Genomic DNA, 22,106 nt, shown 5'->3' with positions numbered 1-22,106 from the left:
ATTGACGGAGACCGGTATAAGTTGCAACAAAAATAATGCTACAAATGAATAACTTTACGCAAATAAGAACCGAAGCCTCATTTTTTCAGAAAGATAACATCGTTCATGCATGCATCTGTTGAATATATCGGCTATATAGCCATGGCCTTACTGGTGATCTCATTCATCCCCAAACAACTGAAAGCCATACGGGTCATTAATTTTGCCGGCTGCCTCTTTTTTGTGGCTTACGGTATCCTGCTGGGATGGAAATGGCCCATCATTATTTCCAACGGGCTTATCGCCGTTATTCAGCTCTACCATCTTTTTGTTAAAAAGCCGGCTCCTGTTGAAGATAAAAGGGCTTGATTTTGATTTGCTTGCATTATTTTTGAATCTTTGCAGTCCATGATGCCCCCATCTGTCGCTATTGTTATTTTAAACTGGAACGGTAAAAAATACCTGGAGCAATTCCTTCCCGGCGTTGTACAAACCCGTTATACGCCGTTGCAGGTGGTAGTGGCCGATAATGGGTCTACGGATGATTCAGTTGCCTGGCTGGAGCAGCATTTTCCTGCTGTACGCATCATCCGTTTTAAAGAGAACCACGGGTTTGCCAGGGGATATAACCTGGCATTGGAGCAGGTGGATACCGATTATTACCTGCTGCTCAATTCAGATGTACAGGTTACCGATGGGTTTATCGATCCCCTGCTGAATATGCTCGAATCAGACAGTTCCCTGGCCGCCTGTCAGCCCAAGATCCTGTCCTACAATCATCCGAAATACTTCGAATATGCAGGAGCTGCCGGCGGGTGGATGGATCATTTTTGTTATCCCTTTGCAAAAGGCCGGGTCTTTGATTTTACCGAAACGGATGAAGGGCAGTACGATGTTTCAGCGCCCATCTTCTGGGCGAGCGGTGCGGCCCTGTTTATCCGTTCAAGGGTATTTCATGAAGCCGGGGGCTTTGATCCGTATTTTTTTGCGCACCAGGAAGAGATCGATCTTTGCTGGCGTATCCAGTTGCTGGGCTATGGCATCCGTTCCTGTCCCCAATCGGTGGTTTACCATGTAGGCGGCGGCACCCTTCCCAAGGGCAATTCTTTAAAAACCTATCTCAATTTCCGCAACAACCATATCATGATGTATAAGAATATGTATGGCTGGCGGCGGCTATATGTTATTTTTCTGCGGGCGATCCTGGATGGCGTTTCCGCTTTTAAAAGCCTGTTAGGCGGAGACGGCGGTTATTTTGTGGCAGTAGCCAGTGCGCACCTCTCTTTTGTAAAATGGATACTGGCCGATCAGAAGAAAAGCATTTTTCCTAAAAATAAAAGAGGACCGTTAGAAGGACTCCTGAAAAAAAACATTGCCTGGGCACATTTTGTCAACGGGAAAAAAAAGTTCTCCGAAATTGTTGACAAAGAAGTGACAAATTAATGAATAGATCCTTATTTTTGCGACACAATATTACTGATACAGAATGGAACATAATTTTGACGTTGAGCAGATAAAAGAGCAGGAATACCAGGAAGAATTAAAACAAAGCCAGAATAAGGATTTTAAATTCAGCTGGGTTTCCAGTTCCCGTTTTTTATTCTATCTCGTTTATGCATGCCTCTTTTTATTTACCTGGGGAGGTTGCTACCGTCTTTATACAAAGCATTTTGAAAAGCCGAACGTTACCGTTCAGGAGAGCACTTTGTACACTCCAAAATATAAATAAAAAAAAGTTGCCGATTTTTTTTGTAGTTAAAAAAAACTCCTTATCTTCGCAACCCCTTAAGTAACAAGCCAATACTTAAGAAAAAACAAAAAGTTCTTATCAACGCGGAAGTAGCTCATTTGGTAGAGCACGACCTTGCCAAGGTCGGGGTGGCCGGTTCGAGCCCGGTCTTCCGCTCTCTTTGAAAAAGTTATTCGTTATACGTTATTTGTTATTGGAATCATTACTGATAGCTCATGGCTGATAACTGATAACTTTTTTTTTCGCCCTGGTGGTGGTCCCGAAGTATCGGGAGGTAAACACGCAGGACTTCAGATCTCTTCCGGCAGGCAGCGCCGGCGAACGGATCAAGCTCTTAAAAATATTGCCCTGGTGGTGGAATTGGTAGACACGCAGGACTTAAAATCCTGTGGGCAGCAATGTCCGTGCGGGTTCAAGTCCCGCCTGGGGCACTGATTATCAATCAGATAGAAAGGTTCACGAAAGTGAGCCTTTTTTATTTTTGAGAAATTTGCATACAATTTGCATACAAAATCATTTGGAGATGTAAAAGAACTTAATTACATCTAAGTTAATTATTTTTTATCGGTATTTAAAATCTGGCTTTATTTCTGAGAGGTAAACCACGTCTCTTAAAGCTTTTGTTAGTTCCTGAGCTGGTAATAACTCATACCTCCCACAGCAAAACTATCCTGCTCTGCGATGTCTATTGGTTATTTTGGGGTTCCTGATTATACTCTTCATCCGTTACCTGCTCCAACCAAACTGTTTCGCCTTTTTCCCGCCCGGTTATAGCTACCTGAACAAAAGCAGTGTCGGCACTTGCTCCGTGCCAGTGGGGAATATTGGGCGGACATTTTATAGCATCACCTTTACGAAGAATTTGTTTTGGTTTTCCCTTTTCCTGATAATAGCCCACCCCGTCAATAGCTAACAGTATTTGTCCTGCCGGATGAGTATGCCACTTGCTTCTTGCCCCAGGTTCAAAGGTTACATTTCCTACGGATATGGAATTAAGGCTGTCTGCATCTATCAGTGATTGCAGATAGGCGGTTCCCGTAAAATTCGCATTAGTTATTTTTTCGCCTTGCGGAAATACAAGTTCGCTTTGCTTTTTTGTTTCTTCCATTTTCTGATTGTTGTTGCACGCTGTAAATAGCACGACTACAAGCGGCAGGATATACTTAAACTTATGTTTCATCATGATTCAGTCTTTATAAGTTCGTCTGATAGAATTTTACCAATTTGCTTACTATCTGTGATACATATTCGGGTTTCCAGTATGTTTCTATATGGGTTGCACCGTCAACCACAAATAATTCTTTGTTTTTTGCATTCGTTGCTTTGGCAAATGCTTCGTCCGTCATGTATTTTGTTTGGGCTTCACTTCCGGCTATCATTAGCAAAGGTTGGTTTATTAGCTCAATCTGGTCGGTGGCATCCCAGGTCATCAAGTCAAGAAGGCTGCTCATAGTATATAAAAAGGTAGAGTTGGGATGTGCATGGGTTCTGTAATAATACTCAAATCCCTGACGATAGAATTTGGTGGGAACCTTAGCTATATCTTCATCTGTTATGCTTGCTACACCGGCATAGATAATTTTACCACCTGCTGTTTCCTGTGCACGGGCATCCGAAGCCTTTTTTAGACGTTCCTGAATGGTATTTATTTCGGAATTAAGAAAACCGTTACGTCTTACCTCACCTGAATTAAACATGCTTAATGTTGCAACAGCTTTAAACCGTTTGTCCGATTTAGTGGCATTTAACGTATAACCGCCGCCACCACAAATGCCTAAGGCGCCTAATCGGTTCGCATCCACACCCGGATATTGCAAAATAAAATCAGCCATACCACGAATGTCTTCTGTGCGGTATTGAGGCTTATCCGTATGACGCGGCTCTCCGCCACTTGCTCCCTGATAGGCTGCATCGGCAGCAATGGTGATATAACCTGCTTCCGCTAAACGCTGGGCATAAAGTCCGGCGGTTTGCTCTTTAATGCCTCCGTTGGGATGTGCTACCGTTATAGCCGGATATTTCTGTGCAGGGTCATAGCCCGCAGGGGTATAAACATTAGCAGCTATATCAATCCCATTGAGTTTATAGGTAACCGGATGGATATTTACTTTTCCTTTGACATTTTCAGTAATTGCCCCCTCATACACTAATGTATAGGGATTTTGGTCTGCCCTGTGGGATTGAGCATTTACGGTGTCTGTTACTGCTGTGGACATAGCCAATGCTGCTATTGATATTAACTTTTTCATTTTATTCATCTTTATGATTTCCAAACCTTATTTGCTACTGCAAATTTCCTGAGATAAAATGAGGTTATGCTTATACCGATTACGGTTTTACCTACCAATATTACAGATTGGGATTGTACATTATATGTGCCTTTTTACTTCAAATATTCTTTGAAAAACGTTTCCAACTTACCAAAAGGTATTAAATCCGTCCTGTCGTACAAATCAACGTGTCCGGCACCCGGAACGATGTAGAGTTCTTTCGGTTCTGCCGCCAATGCGTAAGCATCTTCACTGAAATAACGTGAGTGTGCGTGTTCGCCAATGATGAATAAAATAGGCCTTGGCGAAACGGATTTGATGTTGTTAAGCAATGGAAAATTCATAAATGAAAAATCACTCGTCATCGTAAACTCGGTATTTGAATTGGGATGCTGCCCACGTGGTGTACGGTAGTACTCGGCAAACTCACGGCTAATCGGGTCTGTATTTTCATCAATCGTTTCGGGTGTGCCCAAATTCATTTTTACCTTGCCACCCTCAAATTCTGTCCAACGTTGTTCGCCAATCTGGTCAAGGTATTTATTGCGTTCTTCTTCTGTGAGCGAACCTTTAAAACCCTCACGTTTTACCCTGCTCATATCATACATACTAACCGTAGCAACGGCTTTGATACGTCTATCTACCTGCGCCGCACTGATTGAAAAACCGCCACTGCCGCAAAGACCGATTACCCCGATTTTGTTCCTGTCCACATAAAGGCGTGTACCGATGTAATCTACTGATGCACTGAAATCCTCTACGAATATTTCGGGTGATGAAATCCGTCTTGGCTCGCCACCGCTTTCCCCATTATAGCTTTCATCAAATGCAATGGCTACAAAGCCACGTTCTGCCATTGACTGGGCGTATATACCTGCGCCCTGTTCCTTAACGCCACCATAAGGTGTACCTACAATAAGGGCAGCATATTTCTTAGTGGTATTAATGTCTTTTGGCAGGTACAAATCTGCTGCAATGGTAATTCCGTACCTGTTGCGGTATGTAACCTGTTCTCTTGTTACCTTATCGCTTAACTTAAAAGTTAAATAATCCTCCTGTTTCATTTCTTTTGCCTGTTTATTTTGTTTTGTTTCTGTGCAAGCCAGTCCCAATAACATAAGGGATGCGGCTGCAATAACTCGTATCCGTTTCATTTTACTGTTTATTTACTTGGCTATATTCAGCATCTGTTACAGGTTGCAGCCACATTACATTCTCTTCGCCCCGATAGTTCGTAATAGCAATGTGTACCATTTTATTATCGGCTGATGCTCCGTGCCAATGCTCCACATTTTCGGGGATGTTTACCACATCTCCTTTTTTAATGGCTTGTGCGGCTTTGTCTTTTTCCTGATACCAACCGTTGCCCTCGGTAACAATCAATACCTGCCCTTTGGGGTGGGTATGCCAAATCGTTCTTGCGCCTGGTTCAAAGGTTACGCTGCCTAATGCGAAGTCATTGTTCTTATCCTTTGCCAATAACGGATGTATAAACGCATCGCCGGTAAACCAATCTTTGGGTGCTGTGTCGCCTTTCGTGAAAAGCGAAGTGTTATTTTTTTCTTGCATTGCTTCTGTTTTTTTATCGTTATTACAAGCTGATATTGTTAATGCTATACTCATAAAAAGTATTATCAGCTTTTGATTTTTAAAACCATTCATTGTATATAATTTTTTATGAATAGACCTTTGTGAAAGCCTCATTCTGTTATTTTTCAACCTGTTTTTGCTCGGAAGCCGGATAACGGTCGCCAATGATGGGAATTGCAGCAATAGCGGTTTCTAATTCTTCCCATTCCTGAGCCGAAAAAGTATAATCCAATGTCCTTAAATTTTCTTCCAGATGTGACAACTTCGTAGTTCCTGGAATAGGAACTATATACGGTGCTTTTTGCAATAACCATCCCAATGCTGCCTGTGCAATAGTAATACCTCTTGTACGTCCGAATTTATTTAATTCTTCTACTATTCTAAGATTAGCCCTTATCGCTTCGGGGGTAAACCTTGGCAGGATATTACGGTTGTCGTTGCCTGAATTAAAACTGGTATACTCGTTGATTGCTCCTGTGAGGAAACCACGGTTTACGGGGCTGTATGGTACAAAACCGATACCCAACTCTTCACATACTGGTAATACTTCTTTTTCCACTTCACGCCACATTAAATGGTATTCGCTCTGTATGGCGGTAACAGGCTGTACGGCGTGTGCCTTGCGAATGGTTGTTGCCCCGACCTCGCAAAGACCAAAATGTTTCACTTTTCCCTCCGCTATGAGGTCTTTCACTGTTCCTGCTACATCTTCAATGGGTACGTTAGGGTCAGGACGATGCTGGTACAGCAATTCTATCACATCAATATTCAGGCGTTTCAAAGATGCTTCCACCATTTCACGGATACGTTCCGGGCGGCTGTTTGCCCCGGCAGGCATTTCGTTGATTTTGTTTCCGGCATAGTTGAACCCGAATTTTGTAGTAATGGCAATCTTGTCCTTAAACCCGCTCAATGCTTTACCTGCCAATTCTTCGTTGAAAAAGGGTCCGTAAGTTTCTGCCGTATCAAAAAGGGTAACGCCACGCTCCACTACCTGATGAGCCAGTTTTATCATTGCTTTTTCATCGGGATGAGTACCACGGTGGTAATTCATTCCCATTACACCAAAGCCCAATGCAGAAACTTCCATTGCGGCGCTGCCTTTTCCTAAAGTACGGCGTTGTGTGATAATAGGCATATTGTTTTCGTTTTGGCTATCGTTTGAAGAGGTTGCTTTCTTTTCTGTACAGCTTTGTACCAATACGGTAGGAACGCAGGCAGCCGCTCCTAAAAGGGCGGCACTCTTTAAGAAATCCCGACGGTTGGAAGGGTTGCTGTTCTCGTTGTTTTGAAGTTCTGTTTCGTTACTCATATCTTTATTTTTTGTTGATTAAACCGCTTTTATTGAATACTGTAACCACCGTCCACGACCAGCGTATGCCCGACTATAAGGCTTGCCGCATCACTGCATAGGAATACCACCGCATTGGCAATCTCTTCGGGACGTCCCAAACGACCAACAGGTACGGCTGCTAACATCGCATCCAGTGCATCCTGCTGACCGCCAGCCATCATTTTGTCCGCCATTGGGGTGTGGATTAGACCGGGACAAATGGAATTGATACGTATCCCTTTTGAAGCATACTCCAACGCTGCGCTTTTGGTAAGCCCTATTACACCGTGCTTGGCTCCGTGGTAGGTTCCTCTTTGCGCACCGCCCAAAATGCCACCGATGGACGAGCAGTTCACAATAGCGCCGTTGCCCTGTTTCCGCATCTGCTGCAATTCGTATTTCATACAGCTCCACACACCACGAAAATTTACCCCCGTAACCCTGTCAAAATCGTCCCTCGTCTGGTCTGCTGCATCTGCCAGTTCATTTTGAATACCTGCATTGTTGTAGGCTGCGTCCAGTCTTCCGAATGTTTGCACTGTTTTGTCAACCATTGCCTTTACCTGTTTGTCATCTGAAACATCACAAACAATAGCAAGCGTTTTGTAGCCCTCTGCCGTTAGCTGGTCTGCTGCCTTGTTTACCAAATCTTCGTCATAATCAGCTAATGCTACCGATGCCCCTGCCTCGGCGAAAGCCTTTGCGGTTGCAAATCCAATACCCTGTGCCGCTCCTGTTATTAGAATAACTTTATCTTCCATCAGTTTCATAATCAATTCTTTGTTTACTATTTTTGTTAAAAATTCTGTTGCTGTTTACCGTGATTTTCATCACGCTATAATTTTACAGTACAAAGTTCTTACCTTATAAATAAAAATTGCTTATACAAACCACGGATTGTGCTACCATTTTCACTGATTTACACCTATATATGTAAAGGCAACGGAATAAAAGGTAAATTTGTATTGATTTATAAGTGCAGATATAATGGACGAAATTTTGAGAATAGATACGGTTAGCGAACACGATGCCTTTTATCACAAAGAGAATTTACATCCGCTGGTAAGCATAATGGATTTTGACGGGAGAGTGCCGGAAATCTATGCTTCCAAAATGAATTTTGGCTTTTATGCGGTGTATCTCAAGGAAGTGATGTGCGGCGATATGAAATACGGGCGTCATACTTACGATTATCAGGACAGAACTTTACTTTTTGTAGCTCCGGGGCAAATTATCAATGTCGATATTAACGCAGATTACAAACCGCAAGGCTACGCTTTATTGTTTCATCCCGATCTGATACGCGGTACATCCCTGGGCCAGCATATTGATAAATATACATTTTTTTCCTACGAATCAAAAGAAGCGCTGCACTTGTCTGAAAGGGAAAGAAAGATTGTATTGGATTGTTTCGACAAAATCAGATACGAATTGGAGCGGGGTATGGACAAGCATAGCAAAATGCTGATTGTTGATAATATTGAACTGTTTTTAAATTACTGTGTACGGTTTTACGACCGTCAGTTTATTACCCGAAATGATGTAAACAATGATATTTTAGCCCAGTTTGAAAAACTGTTGAATGGATATTATCAATCTGATAAGCCACAGACAATCGGTTTACCGTCTGTTACCTGGTGTGCGGAGCAATTGAACCTTTCTGCGAATTATTTTGGCGATTTGATAAAAAAGGAAACAGGTAAAACGGCTCTGGAGTACATTCATTCTAAAATTACGGATAGAGCGAAGCAAAAAATACTGGATAACCAAAAAACCATTAATGAGATTGCCTACGAACTGGGTTTTAAATATCCGGCACATTTCACAAGGGCTTTCAAAAAAAATACGGGATATACCCCGAATGAATACCGGATGTTGAATTGAGCTGATAGTATTTGTCTTTATAATTGTTGTTCCAATTTTTTGTTTGCTAACAGTTATACTCTATTTCAATCCGTCCGCTTAATGGGTGGAATAGAAGCGAAAATCCTGTTGCAGAACATGGCGTAGCAAAAGATTGGGACGGAAAGCCTGACAGCGATTGCATTTTTGCTGCAACAAAAACTACTTATCCAACCCTTTTTCTTTCAGCCAATCAGCCATAAGGTCAGCTATCTGTACATTGTTCAAATCGGACATTATAAAGTGCGTATTACCTTTTATACCGATGTCAGGCAAATGCACCACTTTGGCATCGCCTCCGTGTTTATTGATGGCTGCTGCCCACAGCCTTGCCATTTCAAGCCCGGAACGCCAATGGTCTTTGTTCCATACGGAAGTCGGCTCTTTGGCGATGTTGTCGCCATAGTAAATAACGATAGGTTTTTTGGTCAGCTTCTCGAAATCAGCTAACGGTATTTCCACGCCACTTAATGCACCGAAAAGCCCTGTTGAGTTGATAGGCTGTGGCAGTTCTCCCTTTGGAAATACGAAACCACTATAAGGTTCGTAGGCTACGACCGCTCTAACCTTATCATTTTTCATAGCCGTGAGCCAACCCGCCCCGCAACCCTGTGAGTGCGTAATCAAAATGCCATCGCCAATTTTATCGAATAGCTGTGAAACAGCATCAGTAACAATATTCGCATCAAAAGCGCCTGTATTGGGGGTCATTTGCCGGTAAAACTGCTCTAGTGAGACTTTGCCTTTGGGAAACTGCACATTTGGAAAGTAATCGGGATAGTTTCCTATCCTGAACTGTGTAAACCAAAACTGTTCGTCAGGAGTAGGCTTAATTGTTGCCTCTACGGTACTTTTACCCGCTTCGCCACGCCGTGGCTGGTCAAGCAGATATACGCCATATCCTTTTCTCAAAAAGATATTTTGGAAGCCCTCACGTCCGTCAGGCGTGGTTTCCCACGTTTTCTTAGACTGTCCTGCCCCGTGTAAAAATACCAATGGCAACTTTCGTGCTTTTGACGGAACCTGATAGAAAACATAGGCGTGGTCGCCATGAAAAGTTTGTCCGTCAGGCTTCAACGCATTAGCTACCTCGAAGTTTCCTGGCGCAGTAAATATCGAGCCACCTACCGCAAAGCTGCCTTGCGTTTCTATAACCAACGGCTTTTGCAGATTTTTGCGTCTTTGATTTTGTGCATTTACACCTACTGCCATAGCTATTGTTATTAGTAAAATTGCTATCAGTTTCATAACTTTTATCATTTATTTTCCAACTCTTGCTTTTAAGTGTGCAGGATAGCGTTCGCCTGAAATTTTGATTGCCGCCAATGCCGCATTTACTCTGCTCAACTCATCTGCCGATAATACAAGGCCTGCACCGCCAATATTTTCCTGTAAGCGGTTCAATTTTGTTGTACCCGGTATCGGGACAATGAAAGGTTTTTGTGCCAATAACCAGGACAATGCTACCTGTGCAGGTGTAGCATTATGTTCTTTTGCTATAGCACCTACTAAATCAACCAATGCCTGATTTGCTGCGATATGTTCAGGCTGGAAACGTGGCACCATGTTCCTGAAATCATCTTTGCTGAATGTAGTGTCTTTGGTTATTGCTCCTGTCAGAAAGCCTTTGCCCAACGGGCTGAACGGAACAAAGCCAATTCCCAATTCTTCCAATGTGGGGATAATTTCTTTTTCAGGCTCACGGTAGAACATTGAATACTCACTTTGCAAAGCGGTAACTGGCTGTACAGCGTGTGCCTTACGTATCGTTTGGGTTCCCGCTTCGGACAAACCGAAATGTTTTACCTTTCCCTCTTTGATTAATTCCTTTACGGCTCCCGCTACGTCCTCAATCGGCACATTGGGGTCCACCCTGTGCTGGTAGAACAAATCAATGTAATCAGTCTTTAACCTTTTCATTGCTGCTTCGGCAACGGCTCTGATTGTTTCGGGACGGCTGTCCATTCCCAAATCTGGCTTACCGTCTTTGAAACCGAATTTAGTTGCAATCACTACTTTGTTACGGAATGGTGCAAGGGCTTCGCCCAACAGTTCTTCGTTGGCGTAAGGTCCATAGGCTTCGGCAGTATCAAAAAAAGTAATGCCCTGCTCAAAAGCGGAGCGCAATAGTTTTATAGCTTCGGTTTTTTCGGTAGGTTGCCCATAGCCAAAACTTAAACCCATACAGCCTAAACCTAATGCAGATACTTCTAAACCGTTATTTCCTAATGCTCTTTTTTGCATAATCTTTAATTTATTTATTGGTTTTAAGCAATTCTTCCAAAACCTTTTGTGCGGCCTTTGCTTCTTTCTTTCCTATGGCTGATTTTAGTACCTGAACATACTGTCGTAACTGTTCGGGCGTTAAACCTACATTCAGGCAAATCGTTAAATGCGAACGCAACATAGGTTCTGCTCTACCGATGGCAGCTATTACGGAAATGGTTACTAATTCTCTTTGCACATAGGTCAATGCATCTCTCTCAAAAATATCTGCAAACAAATGTTCTTTCAAAAAGGTATCTATTGTCGGTGCAAATGCCGAATATCCTGTAAGCGTGTCGGGTTGTGGTGTTTTGGTCAATTCTCCCAAAATCTTTTTTCCACGTTGGTACTTACTGGCTGTTTGGTCAATGGGGGATGCATCGTTACCAATTTTATCGCCAATGCCTTTGGCTTTGCGTTCATCAAGCACCTCCATAAAGGTCTGCAATCCTCTGATACTTCGGGGAAACCCGCAATAGGCATATAAGTGTACCAATGCTTCTTTTATTTCATTGACAGTCAAACCTGCCTCCAGTGCTGTGGTCAGGGCAGGTTTTAGCTTATCTAAATTCCCTTTTGCTGTCAATGCAGCAATGGAAATAATGCTTTGCTCTTTTGGGCTTAATACGTTTTCTGTTGTCATATTCTGTTGTGCCTTTATACTGCCTATCATACAAATTATTGCGGCGAGAAATATTATTACTGATTTTCTTTTTATTACCATACTAAGGACAATTTAGTTTACTATTTTAATTTCCTGCAACCAATGCCTTACCTCTTTCTGCACTTGCGTTTCTTTTTCGCCATCCATCACAAATAAAACACCGTCTTTTTCTTTTCCACCTTTGGTTGTAAATCCTTTCAGTATTTTGCTGTCACGACACAATTTCTTTACAGTTTCAAAACTATTTCCAGTTCCGTAGCCTGCATTGGTATTAAAGGGTACTATTGTTTTGCCGCTTAAATCGTACTGTTTCAGAAAACTTTTCATTGGTGGCGGGAGTTCCATGCTCCACGTTGGGAAGCCAATGAAGACGACATTGTATTTCTCAATGCTATCAATCTTTGTTTTAAGCGGCGGAAGAAACCCTGTTTCAAGCTCCTTTTTAACCTGGTCAACATTGGCCTGATAATCTTTGGGATAAGGGTTTTCCAACTCCAACGCAACCAACTTACCACCTATATTTTTATGGATGATTTCGGCAACCGTTTTTGTATTCTTGGTTCGGGACAGGTAAACGATTAACGTCTGTTCCGGGTTTATGTTTGATTGTATAACTATACCCTGTTTTTCCTGTTGTGCAGCTATACAAGAGGTTGATAACAGCAGTACCAACAGCATTATCTGCACTATCCAGGTTCGTCTTTTTATCATACTATCCATATCTTACCGTATTATGTCTTAACACGATATAATTAACTTAATATATTCTGTAATGCAAAATTGCTGGTAATTATTAACCTACACTTATACCAATTACTGTATTACTTACCAATACTACTTATTGAGGGCTCAAACCTCATGCAACACTCAAAAAATGCCATTTGATTCAGTAAATTTGTATCGTACTTTTTAAAATGGTAAAGAATGGAGGGTATTATTAACTTTAGCAGCATCAAGGACTACAATGCTTTCAACAATCAGGAAACGTTGCATCCGTTGGTAAGTGTAGTTCATCTGGATAAAGCCGAACCGAGAAAACACAGACGCCTGCGTTACGAATTTTACACCGTTTTTCTGAAAAAGATACATTGTGGAGACCTGCGTTATGGCTTGAACCATTACGATTATGAAGAAGGCACATTGATTTTCCTTGCTCCGGGCCAGGTAATTGGTGAAAGCAGAGATGAATATTATCAACCACAAGGTATAGCGTTGGTATTTCACCCCGATTTGCTGTTAGGTACTTCGCTTGGAAAAAATATGAATAACTACCATTTTTTCTCCTATGCAGTAAACGAAGCCTTGCACCTGTCGGAGCAGGAAAGGAAAATTATCTCGGATTGCCTGACTAAAATAGAGTATGAATTGCAGCGTTCTATTGACAAACACAGCAAACAATTGATTGTCTCTAATATTGAACTGTTTTTAAATTACTGTACCCGGTTTTATGACCGCCAGTTTATTACAAGAGACAATGTAAACAGGGGGATTTTAGAACGATTTGAGGATTTACTGAATGAGTATTTTTTGTCTGGAAAGCCTCTTAATATTGGTTTACCCACTGTTGCTTATTGTGCTGAAGAATTGAATTTGTCAGCTAATTATTTTGGAGATTTAATCAAAAAAGAAACAGGCGTATCTGCACAGGAATACATACAGTCCAAGGTAATCAACGTAGCCAAAGAGCGGATTTTTGATGGTAGTAAGTCTATCAGCGAAATTGCTTATGACTTAGGTTTTAAATATCCTGCACATTTTACTCGCTTATTTAAGCAAAAAACCGGCGTAACTCCTAATGAATACAGGAACATGAACTGAAGGGGATAGTTCTTCCGTTTATTTGAAGCATTAACGACGATTACGTATCAAATCTAACCGTTTGGCTACAGGAGATTGTTAAAATCAGACATTGAGCAGGTCATTATTTTTAAGAAACCTGTTTCACTGCTGTAATAACTTCATGAATGCCGAACGGCTTATTAATAAAAGCTTCAGCGCAGGCCTCTTCTACATTGCTAAACTGATATGCCGACATAATGATCACTGGTATATGGTTTGTTAAGCCGTTTCCTTTTATCATTTTGCACAAATCAATACCATTACCATCGGGAAGCATAATATCCAGTATGATTATATCAGGAAGCTTTGCTGCAAGGGCATCATTCAGGTCTTTAGCTGAACTACCTGTTCTAACCTCATAAAGCGCGCCCTTAAGAATATATTCTATCAAATAGCGTATATCATCATCATCTTCTATTATTAAAACATCTTTTTTCACACCTAATAAAATAAATTACTTAATAAAATGTTTCTAATCCTTCTTTTGCGGGAGTGAAACGGTAAAAACAGATCCGCCGCCCTTCCGACTTTTTGCTTCTATTGTTCCTCCATGTCGAACAATGATTTCTTTGCTTATATATAAACCAATTCCTAACCCGGAAATATTTGACTGAGCATCAACGGCCCGGTAGAACTGACTAAAAATTTCAGCCAAATGTTCATTATCAATGCCAATGCCTTCGTCCCTGACTGATAAATGAATGTTGTCACGTGACTCCCATATTTTTATTTCAACGTCTCCTCCTGATGGAGAATACTTAATTGCATTATTAACCAGGTTTGTAAGTACCTGCTCCAGTCGAATTCTATCAGCATAAACGATTATGGGCTCCCTGTTTTTAACGCTGAGGGTGTGTTTTTCAAAGTGGATAAAGCTGGAGAGGACCTCCGTTGCCATACTAACAATATTAAAGTATTCATAACGAAGCTGAAGTTTTCCAAGTTGAACGCGGGAAACATCCAAAAGATCGTTCAATAACATAATTAATTTATTCACTTGCCGACTGCATCTTTCAAGCAAACTGAAATTAATTCCCTCCGGGGAAACATTCTTTTGTAATACTTCTAAAAATCCTCGCAAAGAAGTGATGGGCGTTTTTAGTTCATGAGTTGCCAGTGCGATAAATTCGTCTTTTTTTTTGTTCAACATTTTAATCTCCTCATAAAGCTGTTCTTTTTCCTGCTTGGCCTTAATGTTTTCAGAAATATCCCGCACAATTTTAGATGCTCCAATAATTTCATGGCGCTCATTAAATATCGGTGACAAAGTAAGAGAAATAGGGATTTGTCTGCCATCGCTGGTAACACGCATCGTTTCAAAATGTTCCAAACGCAAGCCTTTGGAAATTTGTTGTATGATAAAATCTTCTTCGTGTATCCGGTCTTCTGGTATGATCAATGATATGTGCTTGCCCAGTACTTCTTTTTCTGAATATCCAAAGAGCCGTTCAGCAGCGGGGTTCCAACTTGTTATAATACCCTGCAGGGTTTTACTTATTATTGCATCCTGAGAAGAGGATACAATCGCTGCCAGCAATGCCTGTTTCTCTTCTGCTAATAATCCCAAACTCTGGTTATTCATTTTATAAAGTATGTATGTAATGCGCTGGGAACCTTTTAGAGCCAGGGAGCCCAACAATCTTTACAAAACCACAATTTTCAATCCATAAATAAGGTTTTGTGCAAAATTCTCTATAGTGCCTATAATATACGCCTGCTAGAACGTGAATTTATAAACGAAAGGCCCATTCTATGCATATTAACAAAAACTCTTTAGTAGTTAGTCCTGCCTAACAGTTATTGAAATAGCAATCAAAAGTAGTGCCTTTTTATGCATAGTTTAATTTCTATAATGCTGTTCTTTCCTGACGCAGTGCTGGCTCCTGGTGAGGAAAATATTACCCCTTCTTTCCCTTGAAAATGAAAAATAATATCTGAGCAATGATTTTGTAAAAAGAAAATACCTGTTAGCGGCTCTTTATATGCGCTCTTTATAAAAAAACATTTGCGGGGAACCGGTCATAGCAGATAAACATCAAACCTGTGATATATGTAAGTCTGGCATATAAATATGTAACGCAAATAACGATAAATTGAAGATCTTTAAACATTGACCTCGCAGCCATCTAATTTTAGGCATTTTCAAATTATGAACATAATGGCTACTAAAAGCAATCGCTTTTTTGAACCGGTAACGGACGGAAAAGTAAATCTGAAACAGACGGAAAAGGGAACCATCGGGTTGAAAAAACCCTGGTCCATACTTGAACTGAAAGAAAAAAAGATGAGATCATCCCGGGGGGTACTAGCTAACTATTCAAAGATGCGTGAGCGGATTCTAAAATTTGTAAGAAGCATACAGCTGTAGCAAATTTATTGAACAGGTAAAGATCTGTTATTAATAAAAACAAATGTCAACCATAACCCTTTTCCTATATAAAGGTTGCATTATGCAAAAAATGCCTTTATTTAATACAAAAGATAAACTGAGCACAGTGTATAAAATAATGGCTGTAAATTTTATACGTATCGAAAAAGTGGCTCAATTTATAATAGAAGCGCCGGATGATTTTGTTTTTGAAGATGTTTCAAATGATGTACTACTCCAAATGTGTAATAATGCAAAGCAAAGGATCAACCATCATTTTATAGCCGTTAAGACGACGTCCTTTAGCAGGTGCTACAAATTCATTCAAAAGAGGGCCTTTACATAAGGCCGGTTGTTAACATACTGTTCACCTGAGGATGTAAAAAGGACGTTTAAAATCAGCGTCTGAATACATTTTCAAAAAAGTTAAGGGGTTAATAAAAGGAATTATGCATATTCCTGTTCAATTTGAATTTGAAGGAAAAAAAATCTTTGGTGAGCTGAGAAGAAGCAGGAAGATGAATTCCAGACATTACCGGCTATATATTAACAACCGGGAAGTGGGGGAATTTTTTAAAACAGAACGTTCCGGATGGCAATATACAACCCAACAGGGATACTTTCCGGTTATAGCCCTGCAGCTATTGCCATATGTGGATGCAGGAGAAGACTGATAAAAATTGCTGCAGTTATTTTGGGCACCTGAGTTCTACAGAGTGGGGAAAGCGCTGCGCCTGATCCAGTTAAAAGCTGAAACCTCACTTTTCGCAGCATCCGGCAGATCCCGCGTAATGGTCTGCTCAATGATCCTGCCTTCCAGGAGGCTTACCCGCCCGGCCAATGATGCGTAAAAGTTGATCAGGTAAAGCACCTGATCGCCATTATTTTTATCAAATCTTCTGCGGCTGGGCTGGCCAGTAAAAGCAGGCTGTTCGTTGTTCCAGGTATAGTGGGTGCCCGACAGATCTTGTTTTTGGAAATGCATGGTACATGTTTTAAAATGAAGCGCACTGAGTACTCACAACAGTTATACTATTAAAAAAGAAGGGGTCGTCCGGCCCCTTCGAACATTCATTACCATTTTCTATTAGACCGCTCTTCCCGTTCTTTTGCAGCCGAAACGGCAATTCTCCTGCCATCGACATCCTTGCCATCCAGCTCTTTCATTGCAAGTGTGGCATCTGAAACTGAGCCCATTTCTACGAAACCAAAGCCCCGGCTCTTCCCGGTGGTTCTATCCATAATTACTTTGGCAGAAGACACTTGTCCGAAGCTGCTAAAAAGTTCGCGCAAATCATCGTCAGAGGCATGAAACCCCAGGTTTGAAACATACATGTTCATTGTAAAAAATTTTTCTTTTAAAAAATAAAGGCTAAATGCGGCAGCAAAAAAAGAAGAAGGAGAAAAATAAATGCTATTGGTGCGTAGTAGATATGTAACTGATCCTGACTTGAAGTGATGGAGTATTTATGCCTATCCTTGTAAAGATAAGGCTTTTTAGGCAAACATGATTTTTTCTTTTTCAGGGATTAAGAGAATTAAAGCAGGGATGCCATTTGCATCTTATATCCACCAAATGCCCTGTGCCACAAGGTTGCAGGATTTTATAAACAAATGAGTGACATCGCCTGGAGATGGAAACATACCACGCGCGTTGCATGGTGTTATGAGTTCTATTATATCGTTTTTGGAATTTATAGAACAGATCTCAAATACATCCGTATCCTTTTTGCGTTCCTCATCAAATTGTTCTTCAGGAGCTCCGCTGGAAGGAAATCTTTTTATAATATCTCCTTTCTGTAATAACGGCACCTGTGCTGTTAAGATCTTTTCGCTGGTCATATCAAACAATTTAGCGGGTAAAAAATTTTAATGATGATTGAAGCAGGCACCGGAAAGGAAGTAGTACAAAAGGAAAGACACTACAGCCGAAAACGATCTGCAGAAAAGGATATCGTAGTATAAACACAAAGGAAGCTCTCTTTTGAGCAACCAGGCACACTATATTCCTTACTGAGACGAATAAAGCTTCTTTATTAATTCCGTGAATCTTCTGGTAGCTGAATATTCTTTAAAGCCAGGAATAAACGATTTAAACTGAAATAGCTGCTTTTTTAATATCGGTAACAATGTAGTAGAGCGATCCGCTTCTTAATTCATTATAGCCATCCCAATCGTCTAAATGTATCGTAATACCTGTGGCTGCATAATTGTTTAACAATGCAATAGCGTTCCCGGTAAAACAGACATTCGTCGATATGTTTTCTTTATCCCCGCCCAGGATGTTCAGTTTGTTGCCTGCATGAAATTGATTTTTGGACATAAAAGTTGTTTTTAAATTATAGTAAATAAAGCGGGTAGAAAAATACGTTTCCTTAAGCCATTACCGGTTTTTTGGCAAAGCGTATAATGCGCAGCCATTTTAATAACAGGATAACCGGGTACACCGGATCTACCTCGTGCCAGCGGTTACCAAAATTTACAGAAGACGGATGTTTATGATGATTGTTATGATACGATTCTCCCAGCATTAACACATCTACCACCAGTAAATTGCGTGATGTATTTCTGAGTCTGAAGTTTATATATCCGTATTTATGTGCAAACCAATTTACCAAAGCTCCATGAAAAGCGCCCATCGTAATAACAACAGGTAGCAATAGCCACCACCAGAACGAAGAAGCAAAAATCAAAAAAAATGAAATATAGATCACTACCCAAAGTATACGTGACAGCGGGGAGTTTGCCCAGCGATCAAAACCGTGCCAGTGGGGCAGATTCTTTTCAAATCGTTTTTCTATAGGATATCGCTGGTGTACGATCGCTGAATAGATTTTTTTAGTACGCCACATCATGCTAAACATATTGGAAGAAAAATTAGGTGAGTGTGGGTCTTTTTCCGTATCTGTATAAGCATGATGCATCCGGTGCATGATTGCACAAGCCCGCGCACTCATGTAAGAAGATCCCTGGGTTACGTAGGAAAACACGAAAAAGAAGCGCTCCCAGAACCTGCTCATCGTAAAGGAGCCATGCGCCGCATACCGGTGCTGAAAAAAAGTCTGACTGAATAGCGAAAGATACCACAACGCTACAAAAAAAATTAAAATCGTCATAATACTATGATGCGTAAAACAGGAATGCAGAAAACGGTATAAAAAGGAGCCGCTTTTGAATGAGAAGAAGAAGGGGAGCGGGAACCCGTGGATGTTTCGCTGTATCTGTAACCAGCTAAAGATACAACCTTTTGATCATATGGTCAAATAGAATGCGATAGCTGTAGCGATGGGCGATGGATCGTTTCGCCTTTTTAATGGCTATAATGCAACAACAAAAAAGGGCAGAAGATTTCTTTCTGCCCCGCGTTTTCAATAAGATGGATTTCTTTACTGGTATATAAAACAGATGAAGGGTTAGGCAATGGGTTGTACTTTCCTGAGAATATTAATTACCTCGTCTCTTTTTTTGTTAAGCCGGGTTCCTACCCTGGTGAGTAAGTCATTCTCTTTTCCTTTTTCAAATTTCAGATCGGCATCCACTAAAAGCGGATATTTTTCTTTAAGTGTCTTTGACTGACTGGTCCAATCTCCTATCATTTTAAAATTTTCATTGTTTGTGATTTTACCTGTGTACATGACATTTTATTTAATTTGTAACGGATTTGTTACGCAACAAAGGTCAGGTGTTTTTGAGTCGCTATTACTACACATGCATTCATTAAACTTACAAATATCACAGGTTTTCGAGGTTTTGCTTACGTTTTAGCTTCAATTGCTTATAAAAAGAAGGAGTTAGTCCTGTGATCTTTTTAAACTGGTTAGATAAATGCGCTGCACTACTATAATTAAGTCTGTAAGAAATTTCTGTCAGGTTCAGCTCATCATATAATAACAATTCCTTTACTTTTTCAATTTTATGCATAATGATAAATTGCTGCAGGTTGATGCCCTTTACCTCTGAAAAGGTGTTGGAAAGATAAGTATAGCTGTATCCTAACTGTTTACTGATATAATCAGAATAGTTTACTTTAGGTAATTCGTCCGCATGGTGGATCATTTCCGTTACAACGTTTTTTATTTTCTCAATCAGGATACTCTTTTTGTCGTCCAGTAATTCCAGGCCATATTTAAGCAAGTTTATTCCAAGCAGATGGCGCTGGCCTTCGGTAATTGTTTCCTGAAGATCAACCACGCCAAGATCTACAGAACCGTGCTGAATACCCAGTTTTTTCAATTCCTCCTGTACTACCATTTTGCATCGGAGGCTTACCATGTATTTTATATATATCCTCATTGCTACGCTTTACCTGGCTAGAATTCCTCCCCGGCCGGTTTCATCATGTACGCACACTCACACTTTACAGAGTTGTTATCCGGGCCTGATTGTGAGGCATGTTATCAAAAGACTCATTTTGAGGAAAAGATCAATGGCATGAATCAGGATTTACCCGGGATCCTTTGTGTGCGCTGCCTCATCAGGCAAATAGCCTGTTCCCTGGTTTCAAATGTATTATTGATGTTAACCAGATTACTGGCCAGTTTATTATATTGCCGGGTCATTAAATAATAAAAAACATGAAGATAATGGATGCCATCAAATACAATGGCTTTCTGCCGTGCAAACTCATCCTGCCGCTTTAAAAACTCCTGCGGCATGTCTGTATAATGCATACCCGGCCGCAGGTGATGTATGATATGGTACCCATCATTCCAGCATGTGTGATTATAGGGCGTATTAATACAGTTAATTGAATTTGTATAGATATTTTCAGGATTGCTGCCGTCTATAAACGAATGTTGTGCCCAGTTCCCCAGCATCATTACAAACCGGGCAAACAGCAACGGAAAAACACATACCATTAATGTGGCCTTCAAATTGACAAAACAGAGCACAATACAAAAAATGATGTATGACCATTCTCCAACAGTTAACCGGGTGTACAATTTCTTCCTTTTACGGCTATATAAATACTGAAAGGTTTGTATCACTCCCAAAAACAGAAAGTTAAAGAAATAGGATAAAAAGCTTTTGAAACTATCCCTTTGGTAATGCATCGTACTGCTGGAGTCTTCTTCGTTATTGTTTTCAACATGATGCATTCCCATGTGGTGGCTGAAATAACTTTCCGGAGTATGTCCAAACAGCGGGCAAATAATCCAGCTGATGTATCCATGAATTTTTTGCTGATAACCGGGCTTGAACATTTTCCTATGGCACAGGCAATGGAACATTAACCCGAAGCGGCCCTTAAAATAAAACTGGGAAAAGTAAAAATAAACACCAGCTACCAACCACCATGCCCATCCTTTTAACAGGGGGGTAAAAAGCAGCAGTGCAACCGGCAATATAAAAATATGGATCCGGGTAAGCAGATACATAAAGGGAAGATCCCGTTTGTCATTCATAAAGCGGAGCCAGAAATTTTCGTAGCGGCTAAAATGGGCTTTATTTGTATAAACGGGATCCGTTAAGGCGGCTAAAATTTTCATTCGTAAATTTTTATTGTTTTTAAACGCCCGATGTATTGGGGTAACCTTTGATTCGAAAAGCTCTCTCGCATCGGATTTATCCGTATATTCTATTATTGTTCGCCGTTGGTGGAAGACTTTAGCAGCTGGTTTGAATTTCGCACATTGTGTTGTGTGGAGAATAATAATTGTGCTCCGTTTCAGGCAGACATTTTAAATATGTAGTTAAATATTTTCGTAAGATACTTATTTAAACCGGCATTATTGATATTTACTGGCTTTGCCGGTGTTAAAGAATCGCCATTATCGGGATTGTAATAGTTCTGATTATTTGCAATAGGTTAATAAGGCAACGTATTTATTACCCTGTTTGCTGCGGCCGGTATTCGATAATTGGCTGACCTCTAATGGCTGAGATGGATGCAGGCCTTTTTTAAAATGAAATTTTCATCAAGCACCTGACTTTGATTTGCTGTTATAGACTACCAGGGTTTATATAAAACATTGATTATAAACAAAGCCAAAACCCACCGGTAATGAATGATTTCTATTTTTCAGAAAAAGCACGAAACGTCACCGCTGTGAAAATATAATGATCAATACCGGTTGAATGAACTACCTTCGGTTCTTTGTATGTTATCCTACACTGGATTTGTCTTCCTTCCTCCATTCAAATAT

General features: G+C 40.6%; 27 protein-coding genes and 2 tRNA genes. 9 read left to right on the top strand and 20 right to left on the bottom strand.

The annotated features are described in order from the left end of the window. Window positions 1–105: 105 nt before the first annotated feature. From Q1V85_RS14225 to Q1V85_RS14205, 5 genes are all read left to right on the top strand, one after another. Window positions 106–348 carry a uroporphyrinogen decarboxylase gene (locus Q1V85_RS14225; protein ID WP_300601024.1) on the top strand — a complete coding sequence of 81 codons (243 nt, stop codon included), beginning with the start codon at window positions 106–108 and terminating at the stop codon, window positions 346–348. Window positions 349–387: 39 nt separating this feature from the next. Next, on the top strand, window positions 388–1,422 hold the full coding sequence (locus tag Q1V85_RS14220; protein ID WP_300601022.1) for a glycosyltransferase family 2 protein: 1,035 nt from the start codon (window positions 388–390) through the stop codon (window positions 1,420–1,422). Window positions 1,423–1,465: 43 nt separating this feature from the next. Next, a complete protein-coding gene (locus Q1V85_RS14215; RefSeq protein WP_300601020.1) occupies window positions 1,466–1,708 on the top strand; it encodes a hypothetical protein in 243 nt (80 codons plus the stop codon). A gap of 104 nt (window positions 1,709–1,812) precedes the next feature. Next, window positions 1,813–1,885: transfer RNA gene (locus Q1V85_RS14210), tRNA-Gly, on the top strand. A 189-nt stretch (window positions 1,886–2,074) separates the two neighbouring features. After that, window positions 2,075–2,160: transfer RNA gene (locus Q1V85_RS14205), tRNA-Leu, on the top strand. Between the two features lie 254 nt (window positions 2,161–2,414). On the opposite strand, the gene Q1V85_RS14200 is transcribed toward Q1V85_RS14205, so the two are convergent. The 6 genes from Q1V85_RS14200 to Q1V85_RS14175 form a co-directional block, all read right to left on the bottom strand. Then, window positions 2,415–2,912, bottom strand: coding sequence for a cupin domain-containing protein (locus Q1V85_RS14200; protein WP_300601018.1), 498 nt, complete (start codon window positions 2,910–2,912; stop codon window positions 2,415–2,417). Between the two features lie 10 nt (window positions 2,913–2,922). Continuing rightward, on the bottom strand, window positions 2,923–3,978 hold the full coding sequence (locus Q1V85_RS14195) for an alpha/beta hydrolase (protein ID WP_300601016.1): 1,056 nt from the start codon (window positions 3,976–3,978) through the stop codon (window positions 2,923–2,925). A gap of 134 nt (window positions 3,979–4,112) precedes the next feature. Continuing rightward, a complete protein-coding gene (locus Q1V85_RS14190; protein ID WP_300601015.1) occupies window positions 4,113–5,153 on the bottom strand; it encodes an alpha/beta hydrolase in 1,041 nt (346 codons plus the stop codon). 1 nt (window position 5,154) lies between these two features. Next, window positions 5,155–5,661, bottom strand: a complete 507-nt coding sequence (locus Q1V85_RS14185; protein WP_300601013.1) for a cupin domain-containing protein — start codon at window positions 5,659–5,661, stop codon at window positions 5,155–5,157. 46 nt (window positions 5,662–5,707) lie between these two features. Then, on the bottom strand, window positions 5,708–6,901 hold the full coding sequence (locus Q1V85_RS14180; protein ID WP_300601011.1) for an aldo/keto reductase: 1,194 nt from the start codon (window positions 6,899–6,901) through the stop codon (window positions 5,708–5,710). Between the two features lie 29 nt (window positions 6,902–6,930). Continuing rightward, the gene (locus Q1V85_RS14175; RefSeq protein WP_300601009.1) at window positions 6,931–7,692 is read right to left on the bottom strand and encodes an SDR family oxidoreductase; all 762 of its coding nucleotides are present in this window, start codon (window positions 7,690–7,692) and stop codon (window positions 6,931–6,933) included. 217 nt (window positions 7,693–7,909) lie between these two features. On the opposite strand from Q1V85_RS14175, the gene Q1V85_RS14170 reads away from it, so the two are divergent. Continuing rightward, window positions 7,910–8,806 (top strand): helix-turn-helix domain-containing protein, encoded by an 897-nt coding sequence (locus Q1V85_RS14170; RefSeq protein ID WP_300601007.1) that lies wholly within the window; start codon window positions 7,910–7,912, stop codon window positions 8,804–8,806. Window positions 8,807–8,986: 180 nt separating this feature from the next. Here Q1V85_RS14170 and Q1V85_RS14165 read toward each other — a convergent pair whose 3' ends face one another. The 4 genes from Q1V85_RS14165 to Q1V85_RS14150 are packed head-to-tail and all read right to left on the bottom strand — an operon-like array spanning window position 8,987 to window position 12,473. After that, window positions 8,987–10,072, bottom strand: coding sequence for an alpha/beta fold hydrolase (locus Q1V85_RS14165; protein ID WP_300601006.1), 1,086 nt, complete (start codon window positions 10,070–10,072; stop codon window positions 8,987–8,989). A 12-nt stretch (window positions 10,073–10,084) separates the two neighbouring features. Then, a complete protein-coding gene (locus Q1V85_RS14160; protein WP_300601004.1) occupies window positions 10,085–11,068 on the bottom strand; it encodes an aldo/keto reductase in 984 nt (327 codons plus the stop codon). Between the two features lie 10 nt (window positions 11,069–11,078). Continuing rightward, window positions 11,079–11,813, bottom strand: a complete 735-nt coding sequence (locus tag Q1V85_RS14155; protein ID WP_300601002.1) for a carboxymuconolactone decarboxylase family protein — start codon at window positions 11,811–11,813, stop codon at window positions 11,079–11,081. 12 nt (window positions 11,814–11,825) lie between these two features. Continuing rightward, entirely contained in the window at window positions 11,826–12,473 is a 648-nt protein-coding gene (locus tag Q1V85_RS14150; RefSeq protein ID WP_300601000.1) for a flavodoxin, read from the bottom strand. A 204-nt stretch (window positions 12,474–12,677) separates the two neighbouring features. Here Q1V85_RS14150 and Q1V85_RS14145 point away from each other — a divergent pair, with 204 nt between their 5' ends. Continuing rightward, on the top strand, window positions 12,678–13,571 hold the full coding sequence (locus tag Q1V85_RS14145) for a helix-turn-helix domain-containing protein (protein ID WP_300600998.1): 894 nt from the start codon (window positions 12,678–12,680) through the stop codon (window positions 13,569–13,571). 109 nt (window positions 13,572–13,680) lie between these two features. On the opposite strand, the gene Q1V85_RS14140 is transcribed toward Q1V85_RS14145, so the two are convergent. Together Q1V85_RS14140 and Q1V85_RS14135 are read right to left on the bottom strand one after the other, a co-directional pair. Then, the gene (locus Q1V85_RS14140; RefSeq protein WP_300600996.1) at window positions 13,681–14,031 is read right to left on the bottom strand and encodes a response regulator; all 351 of its coding nucleotides are present in this window, start codon (window positions 14,029–14,031) and stop codon (window positions 13,681–13,683) included. 33 nt (window positions 14,032–14,064) lie between these two features. Beyond that, window positions 14,065–15,174, bottom strand: a complete 1,110-nt coding sequence (locus Q1V85_RS14135) for an ATP-binding protein (protein WP_300600994.1) — start codon at window positions 15,172–15,174, stop codon at window positions 14,065–14,067. Between the two features lie 576 nt (window positions 15,175–15,750). On the opposite strand from Q1V85_RS14135, the gene Q1V85_RS14130 reads away from it, so the two are divergent. Further along, window positions 15,751–15,960 (top strand): hypothetical protein, encoded by a 210-nt coding sequence (locus Q1V85_RS14130; protein ID WP_300600992.1) that lies wholly within the window; start codon window positions 15,751–15,753, stop codon window positions 15,958–15,960. A gap of 449 nt (window positions 15,961–16,409) precedes the next feature. Next, complete coding sequence (locus Q1V85_RS14125; RefSeq protein ID WP_300600990.1) at window positions 16,410–16,634, top strand: hypothetical protein; 225 nt, start codon at window positions 16,410–16,412, stop codon at window positions 16,632–16,634. Between the two features lie 35 nt (window positions 16,635–16,669). Here Q1V85_RS14125 and Q1V85_RS14120 read toward each other — a convergent pair whose 3' ends face one another. The 8 genes from Q1V85_RS14120 to Q1V85_RS14085 form a co-directional block, all read right to left on the bottom strand. After that, window positions 16,670–16,945, bottom strand: coding sequence for a hypothetical protein (locus tag Q1V85_RS14120; RefSeq protein WP_300600989.1), 276 nt, complete (start codon window positions 16,943–16,945; stop codon window positions 16,670–16,672). A gap of 89 nt (window positions 16,946–17,034) precedes the next feature. Further along, the gene (locus tag Q1V85_RS14115) at window positions 17,035–17,301 is read right to left on the bottom strand and encodes an RNA-binding protein (RefSeq protein WP_008582790.1); all 267 of its coding nucleotides are present in this window, start codon (window positions 17,299–17,301) and stop codon (window positions 17,035–17,037) included. Window positions 17,302–17,523: 222 nt separating this feature from the next. Continuing rightward, a complete protein-coding gene (locus Q1V85_RS14110; protein WP_300600986.1) occupies window positions 17,524–17,802 on the bottom strand; it encodes a hypothetical protein in 279 nt (92 codons plus the stop codon). A 250-nt stretch (window positions 17,803–18,052) separates the two neighbouring features. After that, on the bottom strand, window positions 18,053–18,283 hold the full coding sequence (locus Q1V85_RS14105) for a hypothetical protein (RefSeq protein WP_300600984.1): 231 nt from the start codon (window positions 18,281–18,283) through the stop codon (window positions 18,053–18,055). Between the two features lie 52 nt (window positions 18,284–18,335). Beyond that, window positions 18,336–19,076, bottom strand: a complete 741-nt coding sequence (locus Q1V85_RS14100) for an acyl-CoA desaturase (RefSeq protein WP_300600981.1) — start codon at window positions 19,074–19,076, stop codon at window positions 18,336–18,338. 297 nt (window positions 19,077–19,373) lie between these two features. Continuing rightward, on the bottom strand, window positions 19,374–19,595 hold the full coding sequence (locus tag Q1V85_RS14095; protein WP_300600979.1) for a hypothetical protein: 222 nt from the start codon (window positions 19,593–19,595) through the stop codon (window positions 19,374–19,376). A 97-nt stretch (window positions 19,596–19,692) separates the two neighbouring features. Then, window positions 19,693–20,253, bottom strand: a complete 561-nt coding sequence (locus Q1V85_RS14090) for a helix-turn-helix domain-containing protein (RefSeq protein ID WP_071842255.1) — start codon at window positions 20,251–20,253, stop codon at window positions 19,693–19,695. 143 nt (window positions 20,254–20,396) lie between these two features. Beyond that, window positions 20,397–21,449, bottom strand: coding sequence for a fatty acid desaturase (locus tag Q1V85_RS14085; protein ID WP_300600976.1), 1,053 nt, complete (start codon window positions 21,447–21,449; stop codon window positions 20,397–20,399). Window positions 21,450–22,106: the final 657 nt, after the last annotated feature.

Source organism: Niabella sp. (genome assembly GCF_030150205.1).
GTDB lineage: Bacteria > Bacteroidota > Bacteroidia > Chitinophagales > Chitinophagaceae > Niabella.
Note: the sequence above shows the minus strand (reverse complement) of the source record. Positions and strands in the feature narration are given on the sequence as shown.

Bases quoted from the DNA above. Each gene is read 5' to 3' on its own strand.
- Q1V85_RS14225 (WP_300601024.1), top strand. From the start codon at position 106: ATGCATGCATCTGTTGAATATATCGGCTATATAGCCATGGCCTTACTG.
- Q1V85_RS14220 (WP_300601022.1), top strand. From the start codon at position 388: ATGATGCCCCCATCTGTCGCTATTGTTATTTTAAACTGGAACGGTAAA.
- Q1V85_RS14215 (WP_300601020.1), top strand. From the start codon at position 1,466: ATGGAACATAATTTTGACGTTGAGCAGATAAAAGAGCAGGAATACCAG.
- Q1V85_RS14200 (WP_300601018.1), bottom strand. From the start codon at position 2,912: ATGATGAAACATAAGTTTAAGTATATCCTGCCGCTTGTAGTCGTGCTA.
- Q1V85_RS14195 (WP_300601016.1), bottom strand. From the start codon at position 3,978: ATGAAAAAGTTAATATCAATAGCAGCATTGGCTATGTCCACAGCAGTA.
- Q1V85_RS14190 (WP_300601015.1), bottom strand. From the start codon at position 5,153: ATGAAACGGATACGAGTTATTGCAGCCGCATCCCTTATGTTATTGGGA.
- Q1V85_RS14185 (WP_300601013.1), bottom strand. From the start codon at position 5,661: ATGAATGGTTTTAAAAATCAAAAGCTGATAATACTTTTTATGAGTATA.
- Q1V85_RS14180 (WP_300601011.1), bottom strand. From the start codon at position 6,901: ATGAGTAACGAAACAGAACTTCAAAACAACGAGAACAGCAACCCTTCC.
- Q1V85_RS14175 (WP_300601009.1), bottom strand. From the start codon at position 7,692: ATGAAACTGATGGAAGATAAAGTTATTCTAATAACAGGAGCGGCACAG.
- Q1V85_RS14170 (WP_300601007.1), top strand. From the start codon at position 7,910: ATGGACGAAATTTTGAGAATAGATACGGTTAGCGAACACGATGCCTTT.
- Q1V85_RS14165 (WP_300601006.1), bottom strand. From the start codon at position 10,072: ATGAAACTGATAGCAATTTTACTAATAACAATAGCTATGGCAGTAGGT.
- Q1V85_RS14160 (WP_300601004.1), bottom strand. From the start codon at position 11,068: ATGCAAAAAAGAGCATTAGGAAATAACGGTTTAGAAGTATCTGCATTA.
- Q1V85_RS14155 (WP_300601002.1), bottom strand. From the start codon at position 11,813: ATGGTAATAAAAAGAAAATCAGTAATAATATTTCTCGCCGCAATAATT.
- Q1V85_RS14150 (WP_300601000.1), bottom strand. From the start codon at position 12,473: ATGGATAGTATGATAAAAAGACGAACCTGGATAGTGCAGATAATGCTG.
- Q1V85_RS14145 (WP_300600998.1), top strand. From the start codon at position 12,678: ATGGAGGGTATTATTAACTTTAGCAGCATCAAGGACTACAATGCTTTC.
- Q1V85_RS14135 (WP_300600994.1), bottom strand. From the start codon at position 15,174: ATGAATAACCAGAGTTTGGGATTATTAGCAGAAGAGAAACAGGCATTG.
- Q1V85_RS14130 (WP_300600992.1), top strand. From the start codon at position 15,751: ATGGCTACTAAAAGCAATCGCTTTTTTGAACCGGTAACGGACGGAAAA.
- Q1V85_RS14125 (WP_300600990.1), top strand. From the start codon at position 16,410: ATGCATATTCCTGTTCAATTTGAATTTGAAGGAAAAAAAATCTTTGGT.
- Q1V85_RS14120 (WP_300600989.1), bottom strand. From the start codon at position 16,945: ATGCATTTCCAAAAACAAGATCTGTCGGGCACCCACTATACCTGGAAC.
- Q1V85_RS14115 (WP_008582790.1), bottom strand. From the start codon at position 17,301: ATGAACATGTATGTTTCAAACCTGGGGTTTCATGCCTCTGACGATGAT.
- Q1V85_RS14110 (WP_300600986.1), bottom strand. From the start codon at position 17,802: ATGACCAGCGAAAAGATCTTAACAGCACAGGTGCCGTTATTACAGAAA.
- Q1V85_RS14105 (WP_300600984.1), bottom strand. From the start codon at position 18,283: ATGTCCAAAAATCAATTTCATGCAGGCAACAAACTGAACATCCTGGGC.
- Q1V85_RS14100 (WP_300600981.1), bottom strand. From the start codon at position 19,076: ATGACGATTTTAATTTTTTTTGTAGCGTTGTGGTATCTTTCGCTATTC.
- Q1V85_RS14095 (WP_300600979.1), bottom strand. From the start codon at position 19,595: ATGTACACAGGTAAAATCACAAACAATGAAAATTTTAAAATGATAGGA.
- Q1V85_RS14090 (WP_071842255.1), bottom strand. From the start codon at position 20,253: ATGAGGATATATATAAAATACATGGTAAGCCTCCGATGCAAAATGGTA.
- Q1V85_RS14085 (WP_300600976.1), bottom strand. From the start codon at position 21,449: ATGAAAATTTTAGCCGCCTTAACGGATCCCGTTTATACAAATAAAGCC.